Genomic DNA, 15,611 nt, shown 5'->3' with positions numbered 1-15,611 from the left:
CCGGTTCAGATTGCCGGGCTGCGGTAGCGGCCCGGCGTCACACCCAACTCGCGTTTGAACATGGCGATGAACGCGCTGACGTTGTCGTAGCCCAGGTCCAAGGCGACGGTGGTGACCGGCGCGCCGGCGGCCAGCATTTCCTGCGCCCGCATCAAGCGGGCGTGCTGGCGCCATGCACCGACCGTCATGCCGGTTTCCGCCTGGAAGCGGCGCGCCAGCGTCCGCGGCGCCATGCCGATGGTCTTGGCCCATGTGTCCAGTTGCCGGGTGTCGGACGGCGCGTCCGATAGCGCCAACGCCAGGCGTCGAAGCCGCGGGTCGCGCGGCAGCACCAGCGCCGCGCCCGCTCGCGGCAGCGTGCGGATTTCTTCCCGGATCAAGGCTTCGATGTGGGGGCGCGCCGTATCGGGTGCGCCGTCTTCCCACGCCGCGGCGCGGTCCACGGCGGCCACCAGCAAGGCGGAAGCGCGCAGCAGGCAGGGCGAGGCCGGTAGTCCGTCGCAGGCGGCCGGGCTCAGGTAGGCGCTGTAGCCGGCATAGGGGCCATGCGATCGCAGGCCGTGGGGATGATCGGGCGGAATCCAGACGGCGTGCATGGATGGCACCACCCATTGCTGCTCGCCCGCATAGACGGTCAACAAGCCCTGATAAGCGCCCAGCAATTGCCCCCGCGCATGCCGATGCATGGCGGTGTCGCGCAATGCGCCGTCTGCCCGGCGCACGGCGATCAGCCGGGGGCCTTGCCGCGAGCGGGCGCGTTCGGGCGCCAGCAAGGGCGAGGGGAGAACCAACGTTTCCATATGGCCGAATTACCGTATTGAATGTCAGAAACACCGCAGAATTGCCAGCCGGCAACGCCTATCGTAACGCTTGTGTCCAACCCTCAGGAGCAACAAATGCAAGCACAGGACGTTTTGCCGGACGGCGTAGACCAAGGAAACTTCAACGGCATCGCCGTACGCAAAGGGACGGTGGGCGCCTTCCTGGCGAATGCGCGCATATGTCTGGACCCCTTGGCGGCGCCGCAGGCGGTGGACGCGGCCCGGCGCGATATCCAGGACGCGCTGCCCGCGCTGCGCGCATTGGGCCTGTTCGAAATCCTGCAGGTCAAGGATGCGGGGTTGCGCGCATGGATGCATGCGGTGGAGGGCGGCGCAGACCAGGGCGCGTAGGCAGGCAGAAGTGCACGGCCCTGGTGGACTATGATTCCACGTTTTGGGCCAGCGCCGCGGTTTGCGGGCCGCCCCTTGGCCTCCTGCCTGCCGGATTTTCCATGCAATACGTATTGATCAGTTCCTGCCTGCTGGGCAATCCCGTCCGCTACGACGGGCGCGGCGTGCCCAATGACGACGCCGTGCTGACGCAATGGCTGGCCGAAGGCCGCGTCGTGCCGGTCTGTCCGGAGGTGGCAGGCGGCATGCCCATCCCCCGGCCGCCCGCCGAGATCGAACCCGGCAAGGTGGCCGCTGCGGTGTTGGACGCCGGCGCCCGGGTCGTGGCGGTGACGGGTGAAGACGTCACGCTGCCGTTCGTGCAGGGCGCGCACGCGGCATTGGCGGCGGCGCGGGAGCGCGGCATCCGTGTGGCGGTACTGAAAGAAGGTAGCCCGTCCTGTGGCAGCGGTTATGTGTATGACGGCCATTTCGCGGGCCGCCGCCAACCGGGCGTGGGCGTGACGGCGGAATTGCTGACGCGGGCGGGCGTGCAGGTCTTCAGTGAAAAGCAATGGGGCGAGGCCCAGGCCTGTCTTGCGCAATGGGAGGCGCAGCATGTGGATTAGCGCAGGTGCCGTGGTCCTGGCGCTGCTGGCAGTCCTGGTGCTGACCGGGCGACTTGGGTCGTCCGCCGGGCGCTCCGGCGTGGTGGCCAGCGGCCGGCGGTGGCCGGCGCGTGTCGCCGCCGCGCTGTGCCTGCCGCTATCCGCGTTCTTCTACTACGCCTGGTACGCGTTCTACCTGAAGTGGGATTTCAACGAACTGGGTCGCTACTACGATCCCGACGACCAGGTGGTCTACACGTCGTCGGGATTTGTCTGGGTGGTGCCGGCGACCCTGTTGCTGGCCGCCGGGCTGCTTTGCGCCTGGCGCGGCTGGCGCCGCTGATCCCTACGCACGCCGGGGGCAAATCACTCGCTGCGGATATTCGCGGCCTTTACGATCTTGCCGTTGTCGGCATATTCCCGCTGCACTTGCTGCGCGAATTGCTCGACGCTGCCGGGCGACATGATGTTCAAGGCATCGGTCAGCGGCTTGCTGATGTCGGGCATGGCGGCGACCTGGTTGATGACGGCGTTCATGCGTCGTCGGAAATCGGCGCTGGATGTACCCGGGGCGAAAAAGCCGAAGGTGGACGTCATGTTCGCCATGGGATAGCCCAGTTCGGCAAAGGTCGGCGCGTCCGGCCGGCCGGGCAGGCGGGCCGGTGAGCCCACCGCCAGCAGCTGGAGCTTGCCTTCGTCGATCAGCGTGTTGACGGGGGCGGACGCGTTGACCAGCATCAGCGTGAACTGGCCTCCCAGGGCGTCCGGCACCATCTGCGCCATGCCCTTGTAGGGCACGTGCGTGATGCGCACCTTGGCCTGGCCGTTGATTTGTTCCAGCATCAGGTGCCCCAGCGACCCGACGCCCGCCGTCGCCAGCGACAAGCCGTCGGGGTCCGCCTTGGCCTGGCTCAGCATGTCCTTGAAGTCCTTGCCCGTGAATTTCGGGCCGCCCACCAGGTACACCGGCGAATACATCACGGCAGCCACCGGCGCCAGGTCCTTCAGCGGGTCGTACAGGGTTTTCATGACGTGTGGCGACAACGTGACCGGGCTGACGGCGGTAAAACCCAAGGTGTTTTCATCGTGGGCGCGGGCCACGGTGTTCATGCCGATCATGCCCCCCGCGCCGCCACGGTTTTCAACGACGACGGGCCGGCCGAGCTCTGCGGCCAGCTTCTGCGCAAACGCGCGCGCGGTGTTGTCGACGATGCCCCCGGCGCCGTAAGGCACCACGATGGTCAGGGCCTGGGGCTTGGCGTCGGTCTGGGCGTGGACGGAGAACGAGGCGGCGCAAACTGCGCTGAATGCGCAAAGGCCGGCGAACCGCTTGAAGTTGAGCATGGCTTTCCCTTGTTGCCCGGCGTGACGGCCGCGCGTTTTAGCGGGCCGTCCAATGCGGCGCGCCGGCATGCAGTGTGTGCAGGCCGGCGCGTCAGGACAATGGGGAATATCCGGGGTTGCGGCGTCAGTTGGCGCGGTAGCCGCGGCTGTTCATGCAGGAATCCAGCGCGTGGTTGTAGGAATCCACCATGACTTGCGTGGTCCATTGCGAAATGGTTGCCGGGTCGTAGCCGCTTTGGTTCATGGCCCAGCGCTGGCAATCGCTCGTGGCATTGGCTTGGGCCGAATTGACCTTGGGCGCAGATTCATATTGCACGGGTGCGTATTGCGGCTGCGGTTGCGCGTAGGCAATGGGCGGGGCGCTGTAGACGGGGGGCGCTTCGTAGACGGGTGCGGCATACACCGGCGGGCTCGTATAGGCCACGCCCGGCGACGCATACACCCCAGTCTGCACATAATTAGGGCCGGAGTCAGCCGCCAGCAACAGGCCGACCGCCGCCAACGCGAAGGCGCCGCCCACCCACCAGCCCGCCGAGCTGCTGCCGCCACCGCCGTGGTGGTGATAGTTATTACCGCCGTGATAGCCGCCGTGGTAGCCGCCACCACCCCAACCACCGCCGCGTCCGCCGGCCATCACGGGCGCGCTCGCAACGGCAAGCGCCAACGCCACGACAACCATCCGGCCTGTAAACCGTTTCATGATCTTGCTCCTGAGTCGCCGCGCAACAGCCTCTATATAAGAGACTCGTGGCGATAACGCTACTTTACTGCTGCGGGAGCACCAAAATATGTTGCAAACGCTACGGTCATTTCAAGTGACTTCAGAGCCTGTCGCACGACCGCGATTCGCCGGGAGGCAGTTGTACGATCAGTTTGTCGTCAAATTGCGACGCCGCATTGTTTAGGGTTTCGTAAGTCTCGTAACCTGCCTTCTCAACGCACCAATTCCAGAAATAGATTTCGGAACCGTGCAGCATCAACGATTCAACGCGCCATTCCGTTTGCGCTGAGAAACTTGCCTTGCCTGTCGGCATCGTCCGTACTTCCTGGCGAGATCGTTCTCGGCCGTAGGGATAGGATCTGCTGATAAGGATGACACGCGCGTCACTCAGAGGCTGCGACTGCGTGTCCATCACGGTGACGCGCGCGGCGGGCTGCATCGTCTTGTGAACCGGGTAGGGCACACACCCCGTGGCGGTGGAGGCAAGCGTGGCAGCCAACGTTCGATGCAAGATGCGCCATGCGCGCAACGTTTGTATCACTGGTGACATCAGGTTGTGGGGCAGGTCTGAGAAAAACTGGCGGAAAGCCAGGAAGGGTAGTACTTTCTCGCGATGATTACGGCACGACCCTCTTCTTTATTGCAAGACAAGCGGCTCACGAAGGGTGAACGCACTCGGTTACAGCTTCTGCAGGTCGCCGCGGCGGAGTTCGCCGAGCGCGGATTCCAGCAAACGCGGATCAGCGACATTGTCGCCCGCGCCGGTGTGACCCAGCCTGTCTTTTATCAATACTTCTCAAGCAAGCAAGCGGCCTACGACGAACTGGTCGGCATGTTCGCGCAGCGCTTGCGGCAGGCCATCAGCTTGGCGCGTTTGCCCGCTGACCTGGACGGCACGCAAATGTCGGACCGAATCCGCCGTGGCGTCCGCGGCCTGCTTGCCATCTTGCAGGAAGATCCCAACCTGACCCGCATCGGCTTCTTCCAGGTGGCCGCGGCTGAAGCGCTGAAGGACGAACTGGTGGCGATGATCGCCGACAACGTCCGCGCCGAGCAGCAGGCCGGGCTGTTCCGGGCGGCGATTCCGGCCGACTGGTTCGCGCAGTCGCTGATGGGCATCATCGAACGCTTCACACGCCAACTGCCGGACGCCGCGCAGCAGCAGGCGTTGGCGGAATTCATCACCGACCTGCTGCTGGACGGCATACGGGACCCCGAGCCGGATCGTCAGCGCGACCGGCAACCGCCACGCCAAGCCTCCTAGCCGGAGGCTTTTTTTTGTCGTAGGGCCGCCCCAAGACAAAAAACGCCCCCTCGGGGGGCAGCAAGCACGCGCCGCGTGCGTAGCGTGGGGGCATTTTTTGTCGTAGGGATCGCGCGGCCTACTCGACTCGCGCGCCCGAAGCGGCCACCAGCTTGCCGGCGGCTTCCCAGTCCGCCTTCAGCAGATCCTGGAACTGTTCGGGGGACTTGGCTTCGGCTTCGACGCCTAGCGATGCCAGGCGAGCCTGCACCTTGGGGTCGGCCAGCACCTTGTTGACCGCGGCATTGATCTTGGCGCGTTCGGCCGAGGGCAAGCCGGCGGGCGCCAGCAGGCCCAGCCAGGAATCGAAGGCGTAGCCCGGCAAGCCGCTTTCGGCGACGGTGGGCAGGTCGGGCGCAAAGCGTGAGCGCGTCTTGCCGGTGTAGGCCAGGAACGTCACGCGCGGGTCGTTGCGGTACGCCGTGACGCCGATGGTGGCGGCGGTGACGGCCTGCACGCGTCCGGCCAGCAGTTCCGTGACGGCGTCGCCCGTGGACTTCATCGGGATGTGCTGCATCTGGACGCCGGCGGCGGTCAGGAACGAGGCCATGCCCAGGTGGGAGGCGCTGCCGTTGCCGGCCGACGCGTAATCGTAGGCGCCCGGTTTCGCTTTGACGGCCTGGATGAATTCAGCCGTGTTCTTCACCTGCAAGCCGGCGGACGCCAGGATGATGTAGCCGGTGTTGCCCAGGTAGGCGACCCCCGTGAAGTCCTTGTAGGGGTCGTAGCTGAGGTTCTTGTACAGATAGCCGGCGATGTTGTGGCTGGCCGCGGCCAGCACCAGGGTGTTGCCGTCCGGCGTGGCGCGGGCCACTTGCGACGTGCCCACGGTGCCGCCCGCGCCTGCGCGGTTTTCCACCACGATGGAGGCGTTCAAGGCCTGGCCCAGTTCGTCACTGATGGCTCGGGCGATGGTGTCCTGGACGGCGCCGGTGCCGTAAGGGACGACGATGCGGATGACGCGTTGTTCGGCATGGGCGGTGCCGACGCCGGCAAGGGCCAGCGTCAAAGCAAGCAGGGTGGTGCGGCGTACAGCTTGGAATCGGAAGGGCATGAAAGCGGCTCGTATCGGGGGCGCGCGCTGGCGGATTGCCGGCGCGACGGGACGGCGTTGGACTCTAATGATTCACGCCGCCCGCGCCAACGATTTATTCCCCGCTTGCATATAGCTACAGGGGATATGGCCGTGCCCGCCGCCGTCGGGTCACGCCCAGGTTTCGTGCAGATGCGCCCATTGCGGCAGCTCACCCGCCCCGCGGGTGAACAGGACGGTCGCGCGCCGTTGCGTAGCGCCCGTGCTCCAGACGTGCCGTTCGCGGTAGGTGAGCAGCACCGAAGCCGTGTCAATGTGCCGCACCTTCATGTCGTCGATGCCGATCTTCAGGCCCGGACGCGCGCCGCGCAGGCCGGCGAACAAAGCCGGTAGCGCGTTCCCGTCCAGACGCTGGCCGTCGGTGGCGATCATGGTGAAGCCGGGCGCAAAGCGCGACAGCAGGTCGGCCAGGACGTGGTCCGGCGTGTCGGGCTGGCCGATCCATTGTTCGATCAGGGAGTGGGCGTCCAGCGTCAGGCGCAGGCACGGGGTAGACAGGTCCGTCATGGCGGGCTTCAAAGACAATAAGGAGCGCCATTCTAGGTGGGCCGGTGTTCTGAAAGAAGCTCAAATGACTGGATATACTGTTCGTGTTTTTTTGACAATGGGATGCTCCCATGATCAACCTGAATCGCCTGGGGATGTTCGTCGCGGTCGTTGAAGCCGGCTCGTTCACGGCGGCTGCCGACACGCTGGGCACGACCAAAGCGGTCGTCAGCTTCAATCTCAAGCAGCTGGAACAAGAGCTGGGAGTGGCGCTATTGACCCGCAGCACCCGGCGCTTGGCGCTGACCGGGGCCGGCGAAGGCTTTTATGCGGAATGCGCGCGACTGCTGCGCGAGGCCGACGCGGCCGTGGATCAGGCGCGGTCGGGGCAGGCGACCTTGGCGGGCAGCTTGCGCGTGACCGCCACGGTGGATTACGGCAACCGTATCGTGGCGCCCGCCTTGGCGGCTTTCGCGCGGCGCCATCCTGCGTTGCGGGTCAGCTACCAGGCCAGTTCCGCGCATGCCGACCTGATCGGCGACCGGCTGGATCTGGCGATCCGCGTGGGGACGCTGGCGGATTCCAGCTATCGCGCCACGCCGATCGGCCAATTCAAGCTTCTGCTGGTGGCCAGCCCGGAGTTGCTGGCGGAGCATGGCGCGCCGCGCACGCTGGAGGCCCTGGCTGCGATGCCCTGGCTGGCCAACCGGCCGGGACGCAGCGACCACTGGCGCGTGACCGATGGAAAAGGGCGAGAGCACGCGCTGCGGGTCGCGCCCGTGGCCCATGCCGACACGGCGTCGGCGTTGCTGGCGTTTGCCGAAGCCGGCTGCGGGGTGGCCGCGTTGCCGGACTGGCTACTGGAAGAACCGCTGGCGCGGGGCGTGTTGCAGCGGGTGCTGCCGACGATTTCGCTGCCGCCACAACCGGTGTATGCCGTCTACCCTGACACCCGCCACGTCAGCGCGAAGGTCCGGCGCTTCATCGATTTCCTGCGAGCGCCGGATAAGCCCTAGCGCGCGACCGCGGGCGTACCGCCTGCGCCCAGGTCCCAGTACAGCCCGGTCATCAGCCCTAGCGCCTGGCGCAGCAATTCCGGCGGCAGATGTTCGTTGGGCGCATGTTGCGAGCAACCCGGATACGAGTGCGGCACCCAGATCGTCCGCAGGCCCAAGACGTCGGTGAAGATGTCGTTGGGCAGCGATCCGCCCAGGTTGGGCAAGAGCGCGGTCTTTTCGCCGGAGGTGCGTTCCAGCGAATCCACCGCCCATTGCACCCAGGCGTCGTCGGGATCGATGCGGGTGGCGCAGAACATGGATTCGCGCGTGAGTGCGATCTTGACCATCGGAAAGCCCTGGCGATCCAGGTGCCGGCGCAGCGCGGGGATCAGGTCTTCCGGGTCCACGCCCACCACGAAGCGCAGTTGGCAGCGGGCCCAGGCGCGCGGCGGGATGGCGTTGACGGGTGTTTCGGGGTTGCCCGTCTTGTAGGCCAGGACTTCGAAGGAACACCAGCCGAACACCCGTTCAGCGGGCGACAGGCCGGGCTCGCCCCATTCCGGTTCGATTTCCGGGCCGTCCGCGCCGCCGTCCACCTGGCAATCGGCCAGTGCGCGGCGTACGGCGGCCGGCAGTTCGGCCGGCACCCATTCCGGGATGCGGATCTGTCCGGTGGGCGAGACGATGGTGGCGATGGCGTGCGCCAGTTGGATGCCGGGGTTGGAAATCAGCCCGCCCCAGTTGCCGGAGTGATGGCCGCCTGCGCGCGCCTCGATGCTCAGATCGAAGTTCAGGCTGCCGCGCGCGCCCAGGAAAATGGTGGGCCGCTTGGCCGCCAGGCGCGGGCCGTCTGAGGCGATCAGCAGGTCGGCGGCCAGCAGGTCGCGGTGCTCGGCGCATAGCTCGCGCAGGCCCATCGACCCCGTCTCTTCGCCCATTTCAATCAGGTACTTGGCGTTGAAGCCCAGCTTACCGCGCGTTTCCAGCACCAGCCGCAGCGCCTCCATGTTGATCGTGTGCTGGCCCTTGTTGTCGGCGATGCCGCGGCCGTACCAGCGGCCCTCGGCCTCGGTCAGCGCCCACGGCGACAGGCCGTCCTTCCATTCCTTTTCCAGGCCGCGGATGACGTCGCCGTGTCCGTAGCCCAGCACGGTGGGCAGGGCGGGGTCTTCGATGCGCTCGGCATACAGGAAAGGCGCCAGCGCCTTGGGGTGGGTCAGCGTGCGGCAGGTGAATCCCAAGGCTTCGAATGCCGGGCGGATCTCGGATTCCAGGTAGTCGGCCAGCACGGCGGCGCGCTCCGGATTCTGGCTTTCCGTCGGCAGCGCCAGCCGGCGCGCCAATAGCGCGCGGAAGGCGCCCGAATCAAAACAGTGTTCCGCTTGGGCGATGGCTTGCTCACGGGTCATGATGGTCGGGCTCCGTCGGGATGAGAGGAAGAGGTCGGGTACAGGTGGCAGGCCACCACGGATTCGTCGCGCAGCGCCAGCGCCGGGCGTTCGGTCTTGCATTGCGCCATGGCGTATTGGCAGCGCGGATGGAAGGGGCAGCCCGGCGGCGGATGCAGCGGGTCGGGAAACGACAGCCCCAGCCCCATGTCGGGGATGCCAAGGCCGGGCTCCGGCGTCAGCACCGATGCCAGCAGCGCCTGCGTGTACGGATGGCGCGGGTCGTGGAACAGTTGCGCCGTGGGAGAGGACTCCACGACGCGGCCCAGGTACATCACTGCAACGTGGGTGGCGATGTGCTCCACCACCGCCAGGTTGTGGCTGATGAAGACATAGGTCAGGTTGAATTCGCGCCGCAGCTCCATCAGCAGGTTCATGATCTGCGCCTGCACCGACACGTCCAGCGCCGAGGTGGGCTCATCGCAGATGACGATCTCGGGGTGCATGACCAGCGCCCGGGCGATGGCCACGCGCTGCCGCTGTCCGCCGGACAATTGCCCCGGCGTGTTGTGCGCCAGGCGCGGCGGCAAGCCGACCCGCTCCAGCATCTCGATCGCTTTATGCAGCTTGGGGTTGGCGATGCCGTGCACTTCCAGCGGCAGCGACACGATGGACGCGATCGAGCGGCGCGGGTTCAAGGACGAATACGGGTCCTGGAAAATCGGCTGCACCCGGCGGGCGAGCGCGCGGCGGTCCATCTGCCGGATGTCCTGGCCGTCCAGCTTGATGGCCCCTTCGGTGGGGGGCGTGAGGCCCAGCAGCATGCGGGCCAGGGTGGACTTGCCGCAACCGGATTCGCCCACGATGCCCAGCACCGCGCCGCGTTCCACGGCGAGGTCCACGCCGTTGACGGCATGGAGCGTGCTGCGCGGGCGGAATAGCCCCGCGCGGATCGAGAATTGCCGGCTGACGGCTTCGGCTTGCAAGAGCGCGCTCATGCCGGGACTCCTTCCTCTTGGCGGATGCAGCGCCATTGCTGTTCGGGCGGGTGGCCGTAGACGGGGATCGTGTCGCGGCATTGGGGCTGCGCGTAACGGCAGCGGTCGGCAAAGGCGCAGCCGCGCAGGTCGCCCACCAGCGAGGGCACGACGCCGGGGATGGTGCCCAGCGATTCGCCGGGCGGCGTGCGGCCGGGAACGGGGATACAGCCCAGCAGCCCCTGCGTGTAGGGATGGCGCGGGGTGGCGAAGATGCTCTCGACGGGGCCTTCCTCGACGATCTGGCCCGCATACATCACGGCGACTTGCCGCGCGATGCGCGCGACCACGCCCAGGTCATGCGTGATCAGCACCATGGCGATGCCCAGCTCGGCCTGCAAGTCGGCCAGCAGGCGCAAGATTTGCGCCTGGATGGTGACGTCCAGCGCGGTGCTGGGCTCGTCGGCGATAAGCAGTTCAGGGCCGCACATCAGCGCCATCGCGATCATCACGCGCTGGCGCAGGCCGCCGGACAACTGGTGCGGGTACTGCGTCAGCCGCTGTCCGGCGGACGCGATGCCGACTTTCTCCAGCAGCTCGATGGCGCGGTCGCGCGCCTGCTGCTTCGTGGCATGGCGGTGATGGATGTAGTGCTCGGTGAGCTGCTCGCCGATGGGGTAGGCCGGGTTCAGCGCCGTCATCGGTTCCTGGAAGATCATCGCCATCTTGCTGCCGCGCAGGGCGTTGATGCGGCGGCCGCGCGCGGCCGACAGGTCTTCGCCCAACACCGACAGCCGGCGCGTGCTGCGCTGCGCGGCCTTGGGCAGCAGCCCCATGATGGCCAGCGAGGTCATCGACTTGCCGCAGCCGGATTCGCCCACCAGGCACAGCGTTTCACCCCGCCGGACCTGGAAGGACACGTCGCGTACCGCGTGCAGCGGGCCGCGGGGCGTGGCGATGTCGACGGTCAGCCCTTGTACGTCCAGGACGATTTCTTTGTCGTTCATGGTCAGGCTCTCTCTTCAGGCGTCAGCAGTTGATGCAGCCCGTCGCCAGCCAGGTTGATCGCGAAGATCAGCAGCGCCAGCGCCGAGCCCGGGATGGCGATCAGCCAGAACGAGAAGAACATGTAGGCCTTGGCCTCGGAAATCATCAGGCCCCAGGACGGCAGCGGCGGCTGCACGCCCAGGCCCAGGAACGACAGCGAGGCTTCCAGCAGGATGGCGCTGGCGGCTTCCAGCGTGGCGATGACGATCAGCTGCGGCACGACGTTGGGCAGGACTTCGCCCCACACGATGCGCCAGGTGGACGCGCCCGCGGCTTGCGCCGCAGCCACGTACTCCAGCGACCGCACCTGCTGCGTGGCGCTGCGCATGACGACGGCGTAGCGGTCCCATTTCAACAGGCCCAGCACCAGGATCACCACCCACAGTGACCCGCCCACGATGGCCACCGTGGCCAGCGCCACCAGGATGACGGGCATCGACAAGCGGGTCGTGATCAGGAACGACACCGCCATGTCGACCTTGCCGCCGAAGTAGCCGGCGGCCATGCCCATGGCCGTGCCGATCAGCCCGGAGATCAGCGCCACGCTGATGCCGATCAACAGCGAAATGCGCGCGCCGTAGAACAGGCGGGACATATAGTCGCGGCCCAATTGGTCGGTGCCCAGCGGATGCAGCCAGGTGCCTTTTTCGTACCAGACCGGCGGCGCGGTACGGTAGGCCAGGTCCTGGAAGTAGGGGTCGTGTGGAGAGATCCACGGCGCCAGCAGCGCAATCAGCACGATGGCAAGCAGGATGCCGCCGCCGGCCAAGAGGGCCTTGTTGCGGCGCAGGCGGCGCCAGCGCAGCGTGGAGGCGGACAGTTCCAGCGGAGCCGGTGCGGGGGCGCCGGGCGCGGCAGGGGTGAGGGTAGGCGTATTCATGTCAGGACACCCGGATGCGCGGATCCAGCCACGCGTTGGCGATATCGGCGGCCAGCGTCAGCAGCACGTACAGCACGGACAGCAGCAGCACGATCAGCTGCATGACGGGGTAGTCCTTGTACGTGATGCTCTGGTAGGCCAGGTAGCCCAAGCCGTCCAGCGCATAGATGGTTTCGATGACGACGGAGCCGCCCAGCAGGTAGCCCAGCTGCACGGCGGCCAGGGCCACCACCGGCACGATGGCGTTGCGCAGCGCATGCTTGAAGATGATCTTGCGCGCGGGCAGTCCCTTGGCCCGCGCGGTGCGGATGTAGTCCGCGCCCAGCACTTCAATCATGCCGGCGCGGATCAGCCGCATGAAGGCGGGCGCCACGTAATAGCCCAGGGCGATGGCCGGCATCACGAAATGCTGCCACGTCCCGCTGCCCGACACGGGCAGGATGCGCAGCGAGATCGAGAACAGCATGATCAGGATCAGCGCAAAGAAGAAGTTGGGCAGCGCCTGGCCCAGCACCGCGATCGCCAGGCAGATGCGGTCGATCAGGCTGCCTTTATATAGCGCGGCCAGCACGCCCAGCGGAATGGAGATCAGCAGCGCGAACCCAAGTGCGCCCATGCCCAGCAGCAGCGTGGTCTTGAGCTTGGACAGGATCAGCGGGCCGGCTTCGGTCTTGAAATACACCGACGTGCCGAAATCGCCTTGCAGGATGTGCCAGAGCCAGTCGGCGTACTGCACCGCCAGTGGCCGGTCCAGCCCGTAGGTCTTGCGGATCATGTCGATGTCCGCCTGGCGCGCGCCTTCGCCCGCCAGGGCCAGGGCCGGGTCGCCGGACAGGTGCAGCAGCAGGAACGCCAGGATCGAAACGGTCAGCGCCACCAGCGCCGCCAGGCCCAGGCGCCTGATCGTGAAATAAAGCATAGGACTTCCTCTATCGTTTCGCGGCGCCGGGCGGCGCGATGCTTGCCCGGCGCAACCCTGCGCCTTACTTCCAGCTCATGTCCCAGAAGCGCACCAGCTCATCCGAGTAGGGCTTGAAGTTCACGTCCTTGGTGGCGACGTAGTAGGCGGGCAGCGTCCACAGCGGCACCGCATAGGCCTTTTGCGCGATCAGGTCCAGCGCTTCCTTGTAGGCCGCGTTGCGCGGAGCGGGGTCGATCGTGTGGTCGCCCTTGTTGAGCAGGTCCCGCACCTGGGCGTCGCGCGTGACGTCGTCGTTGCCGAAGGCGAAGTACACCGGCGTGGACGCCGAGACGTCGTTGACCAGGTTCGAACCCCAGGTCTGGTGGGTCAGCGATGCCTTGTTGGCGCGGATCATGTCGCGCATGGCGGCGTACTGCAGGTAGTTCAGCTTGGCGCGGATGCCCACGGCCTGCAGGTAGTTGATGATGGCTTCGGTCTGGTTGCGTTCGCGGTACGCCACGATGTCGATGTCGAAGCCGTTGGCGTAGCCGGCGTCCGCCAGCAGTTTCTTGGCCAGCGCCGGGTCGTACTTGTAGGTGGGCGCGCCATCCTGCGTGCAGCCCACTTGCGACGGGGTGCAGATGGTGTTGATGAGGCCGCCGCCTTCGCCCACGATGTTCTTCAGCATGGCGTTGCGGTCGATCGCGTGGATGATGGCGCGGCGCACGCGTTCGTCTTTCAGCTGGGGCGCCGGGGTGCCGTCCTGGATGTTCATCTGCATGAACACGATGCGCATCGTGTTGCCCGTGACCATCTGCAGGTTGGGCATCTGGCCCAGCTGTTCGGCCTGGTCCTTGGGCACGCTCATGATCAGGTCTTCACCGCCTGAGATCACTTCGGCCATCTGGGTCTGGCGGTCGGGGATGAAGCGGATGACGACGCGGCCGATCTTGGGCTGCGCCTTGGGCGAGTCCTTGAAGTAGTCGGCGTTGCGCTCCAGCGTGATGGACTTGCCGGGCTGGTAGTCGGTGACCTTGTAGGGGCCCGACCCCACGGGTTTGGCGTTCATGCCCTTGGGACCGACTTCCTGGTAGTACTTGGCCGGGTGGATGGCGGCGGTGGTGGACAGGTATTCCTTGGCGCCGGGGAAGGGCTCCTTGGTGGTGAGGCGCACCTTGTACTTGTCGATCTTCTCGACCTTGTCGATCCAGGCCACGTTCTGCTGGGTGACGGCCTTGTTCTTGGGGTCGGCCACGTAGTTCAGCGTGTACACGACCGAGTCCGCGTCGAACTCCTCGCCGTTATGGAATTTCACGCCTTCGCGCAACTCGAATTCCATCGTCTTGTCGTCGACCTGCTTCCAGCTCTTGGCCAGCTGGCCCTTGTACTCGTTGGTGACGGGGTCGCGGTACAGCAGCGTGTCCCAGACGTTGGCGGCGATGATGACGCCGATCCGCACGTTGTTGAAATACGGGTCCACGCTTTCCGGCGCCTGGTCGTAGGCCATGCGCAAGGTGTCGTCCTTCTTGCCGGCCAGCGCAGGCTGGGAGGCAAGCGTGGCGCAGGCCAGCAAGGCGGCGGCAAGCGCGTGCAGGGCAGGGGTGCGGCGGGAGGGCAAGGCGGGTGAGACGGGTGTGAAGCGACAATCAGCCATGGTGAAGGCTCCTCTGGAAGGCACTACATGTACTGCGTATCCATCATCTCGCTCCGGGCCGCGCCACCCTTGTTCTTATCGTTGTCGTCCGTGGGCTGGGAAGGGCTTCAACCCGATCCGGACGACTGCGCGGTCGCGGGGGCCTGCCCTGCGTTCAACGTCTTTAACGCGGCCTCGCACTTGCGCTGCAAGTGCTGCCGCATGATGCCCGCCAGCCGGTCCGCGTCGCGCGCGTCCAGGGCGTCGGCCATTTCGATGTGTTCCCGCATTGCCAGATCCCATTTCTGGCGGTCTTCGTTCGACACGAAGCGCAGGTTCTGGATGCGTGCGTTCTGGGCGTCGTACAGCTGCTTGAGCAGGCTGTTGTGCGAGGCCAGGCTGATGCGTTCGTGGATTTCGCGGTTGGTGCGGAAGTAGGTAGGCAGGTCGTGGCGGGCGTGGCTGGCCATCATTTCGTAGGTCAGCGCACGGATTTCCGCGATCTCGACATCTGTCGCCCGTTCGCACGCCAGCCGGCACGACATGGCTTCCAGTCCGCCGATCACTTCGAAGGCTTCGCGGATGTTCGCCTCAGACAGCGCCACCACCTGCGCGCCGCGGTTCGGTTCGATCTGCACCAGCCCTTCGGCTGCCAGCACGCGGAACGCTTCGCGCATCGGGGTGCGTGAGACGCCCAGCAGGTCGCACAGCGCACGTTCGTTCAGGCGGGAGCCGGGCGGGAATTCGCCCTGGATGATGCGTTCGCGCAATTGGCTGGCGACCGCGCCGGGCAGCGTGCGGCCGTTGCCGGCGGCGCGCGGCGCCGAGGGCGGAACCCCGGCGGTTGGCGTCGCATCGGAATCGGCGCGGCCGGCATGTGCCGACCCTGCCAGATCCGGCATCAGGCTAGGATTGCTGCTCATTGGTATACCAACATTTCCCCGTATTTTTCTAGACTATAAACCTGCGACCTGCGGTTCAATCATGGGTGTATACCCTAGGTTATCGATGTAAAAACAATGGGATAGAGTGGCGCATGCCGCAAGTCCGCATGCGAGACAAACGTCGTTTACACGTCGCG

At 66.2% G+C, this 15,611-nt stretch carries 18 protein-coding genes; 5 read left to right on the top strand and 13 right to left on the bottom strand.

Annotated features, from left to right (window positions below):
* Positions 1–5 precede the first annotated feature (5 nt).
* Positions 6–800 carry an AraC family transcriptional regulator gene (locus AC27VE_RS17970; protein WP_488704602.1) on the bottom strand — a complete coding sequence of 265 codons (795 nt, stop codon included), beginning with the start codon at positions 798–800 and terminating at the stop codon, positions 6–8.
* A gap of 96 nt (positions 801–896) precedes the next feature.
* Here AC27VE_RS17970 and AC27VE_RS17965 point away from each other — a divergent pair, with 96 nt between their 5' ends.
* The 3 genes from AC27VE_RS17965 to AC27VE_RS17955 all read left to right on the top strand — a co-directional run bounded on the left by AC27VE_RS17965 (position 897) and on the right by AC27VE_RS17955 (position 2,102).
* Entirely contained in the window at positions 897–1,172 is a 276-nt protein-coding gene (locus AC27VE_RS17965; protein WP_488704601.1) for a hypothetical protein, read from the top strand.
* A 101-nt stretch (positions 1,173–1,273) separates the two neighbouring features.
* Positions 1,274–1,780, top strand: coding sequence for a 2-thiouracil desulfurase family protein (locus AC27VE_RS17960; protein WP_488704600.1), 507 nt, complete (start codon positions 1,274–1,276; stop codon positions 1,778–1,780).
* Positions 1,770–2,102: a hypothetical protein gene (locus AC27VE_RS17955; protein ID WP_006224378.1), complete on the top strand. Its 333-nt coding sequence runs from the start codon at positions 1,770–1,772 to the stop codon at positions 2,100–2,102. Before AC27VE_RS17960 ends, AC27VE_RS17955 begins: the two co-directional genes overlap by 11 nt.
* A gap of 23 nt (positions 2,103–2,125) precedes the next feature.
* On the opposite strand, the gene AC27VE_RS17950 is transcribed toward AC27VE_RS17955, so the two are convergent.
* The 3 genes from AC27VE_RS17950 to AC27VE_RS17940 all read right to left on the bottom strand — a co-directional run bounded on the left by AC27VE_RS17950 (position 2,126) and on the right by AC27VE_RS17940 (position 4,323).
* Positions 2,126–3,103, bottom strand: coding sequence for a Bug family tripartite tricarboxylate transporter substrate binding protein (locus AC27VE_RS17950; protein WP_488704599.1), 978 nt, complete (start codon positions 3,101–3,103; stop codon positions 2,126–2,128).
* Between the two features lie 124 nt (positions 3,104–3,227).
* Positions 3,228–3,803 carry a hypothetical protein gene (locus tag AC27VE_RS17945; RefSeq protein WP_088587199.1) on the bottom strand — a complete coding sequence of 192 codons (576 nt, stop codon included), beginning with the start codon at positions 3,801–3,803 and terminating at the stop codon, positions 3,228–3,230.
* A 121-nt stretch (positions 3,804–3,924) separates the two neighbouring features.
* Positions 3,925–4,323, bottom strand: coding sequence for a carboxypeptidase regulatory-like domain-containing protein (locus tag AC27VE_RS17940; RefSeq protein WP_488704598.1), 399 nt, complete (start codon positions 4,321–4,323; stop codon positions 3,925–3,927).
* Between the two features lie 141 nt (positions 4,324–4,464).
* Here AC27VE_RS17940 and AC27VE_RS17935 point away from each other — a divergent pair, with 141 nt between their 5' ends.
* Positions 4,465–5,088 carry a TetR/AcrR family transcriptional regulator gene (locus AC27VE_RS17935; protein ID WP_488704597.1) on the top strand — a complete coding sequence of 208 codons (624 nt, stop codon included), beginning with the start codon at positions 4,465–4,467 and terminating at the stop codon, positions 5,086–5,088.
* Positions 5,089–5,206: 118 nt separating this feature from the next.
* Here the strand turns inward: AC27VE_RS17935 and AC27VE_RS17930 are convergent, their stop codons facing one another.
* Both AC27VE_RS17930 and AC27VE_RS17925 read right to left on the bottom strand, forming a co-directional pair.
* Positions 5,207–6,181, bottom strand: a complete 975-nt coding sequence (locus AC27VE_RS17930; RefSeq protein WP_424625406.1) for a tripartite tricarboxylate transporter substrate-binding protein — start codon at positions 6,179–6,181, stop codon at positions 5,207–5,209.
* 150 nt (positions 6,182–6,331) lie between these two features.
* Positions 6,332–6,727: a hypothetical protein gene (locus tag AC27VE_RS17925; RefSeq protein ID WP_488704596.1), complete on the bottom strand. Its 396-nt coding sequence runs from the start codon at positions 6,725–6,727 to the stop codon at positions 6,332–6,334.
* A 110-nt stretch (positions 6,728–6,837) separates the two neighbouring features.
* Between AC27VE_RS17925 and AC27VE_RS17920 the strand changes: the two genes are divergently transcribed.
* Positions 6,838–7,722 carry a LysR family transcriptional regulator gene (locus tag AC27VE_RS17920; RefSeq protein WP_488704595.1) on the top strand — a complete coding sequence of 295 codons (885 nt, stop codon included), beginning with the start codon at positions 6,838–6,840 and terminating at the stop codon, positions 7,720–7,722.
* On the opposite strand, the gene AC27VE_RS17915 is transcribed toward AC27VE_RS17920, so the two are convergent.
* The 7 genes from AC27VE_RS17915 to AC27VE_RS17885 form a co-directional block, all read right to left on the bottom strand.
* Positions 7,719–9,113 (bottom strand): M20 family metallopeptidase, encoded by a 1,395-nt coding sequence (locus AC27VE_RS17915; protein ID WP_427957452.1) that lies wholly within the window; start codon positions 9,111–9,113, stop codon positions 7,719–7,721. The two genes, AC27VE_RS17920 and AC27VE_RS17915, sit on opposite strands and share 4 nt — an antisense overlap.
* Positions 9,110–10,090, bottom strand: a complete 981-nt coding sequence (locus tag AC27VE_RS17910; RefSeq protein WP_488704594.1) for an ABC transporter ATP-binding protein — start codon at positions 10,088–10,090, stop codon at positions 9,110–9,112. The genes AC27VE_RS17915 and AC27VE_RS17910 overlap by 4 nt, the downstream gene beginning before the upstream one ends.
* Positions 10,087–11,076, bottom strand: coding sequence for an ABC transporter ATP-binding protein (locus AC27VE_RS17905; RefSeq protein ID WP_006224388.1), 990 nt, complete (start codon positions 11,074–11,076; stop codon positions 10,087–10,089). Before AC27VE_RS17905 ends, AC27VE_RS17910 begins: the two co-directional genes overlap by 4 nt.
* A gap of 2 nt (positions 11,077–11,078) precedes the next feature.
* A complete protein-coding gene (locus AC27VE_RS17900; protein ID WP_006224389.1) occupies positions 11,079–11,996 on the bottom strand; it encodes an ABC transporter permease in 918 nt (305 codons plus the stop codon).
* Position 11,997: 1 nt separating this feature from the next.
* Positions 11,998–12,915: an ABC transporter permease gene (locus tag AC27VE_RS17895; RefSeq protein WP_006224390.1), complete on the bottom strand. Its 918-nt coding sequence runs from the start codon at positions 12,913–12,915 to the stop codon at positions 11,998–12,000.
* A gap of 64 nt (positions 12,916–12,979) precedes the next feature.
* Positions 12,980–14,551: an ABC transporter substrate-binding protein gene (locus AC27VE_RS17890; RefSeq protein ID WP_006224391.1), complete on the bottom strand. Its 1,572-nt coding sequence runs from the start codon at positions 14,549–14,551 to the stop codon at positions 12,980–12,982.
* Between the two features lie 107 nt (positions 14,552–14,658).
* Positions 14,659–15,453: a GntR family transcriptional regulator gene (locus AC27VE_RS17885; protein WP_006224392.1), complete on the bottom strand. Its 795-nt coding sequence runs from the start codon at positions 15,451–15,453 to the stop codon at positions 14,659–14,661.
* Between the last annotated feature and the right edge of the window lie 158 nt (positions 15,454–15,611).

The organism is Achromobacter sp. 18P8.1.1 (assembly GCF_057799415.1).
Note: the sequence above shows the minus strand (reverse complement) of the source record. Positions and strands in the feature narration are given on the sequence as shown.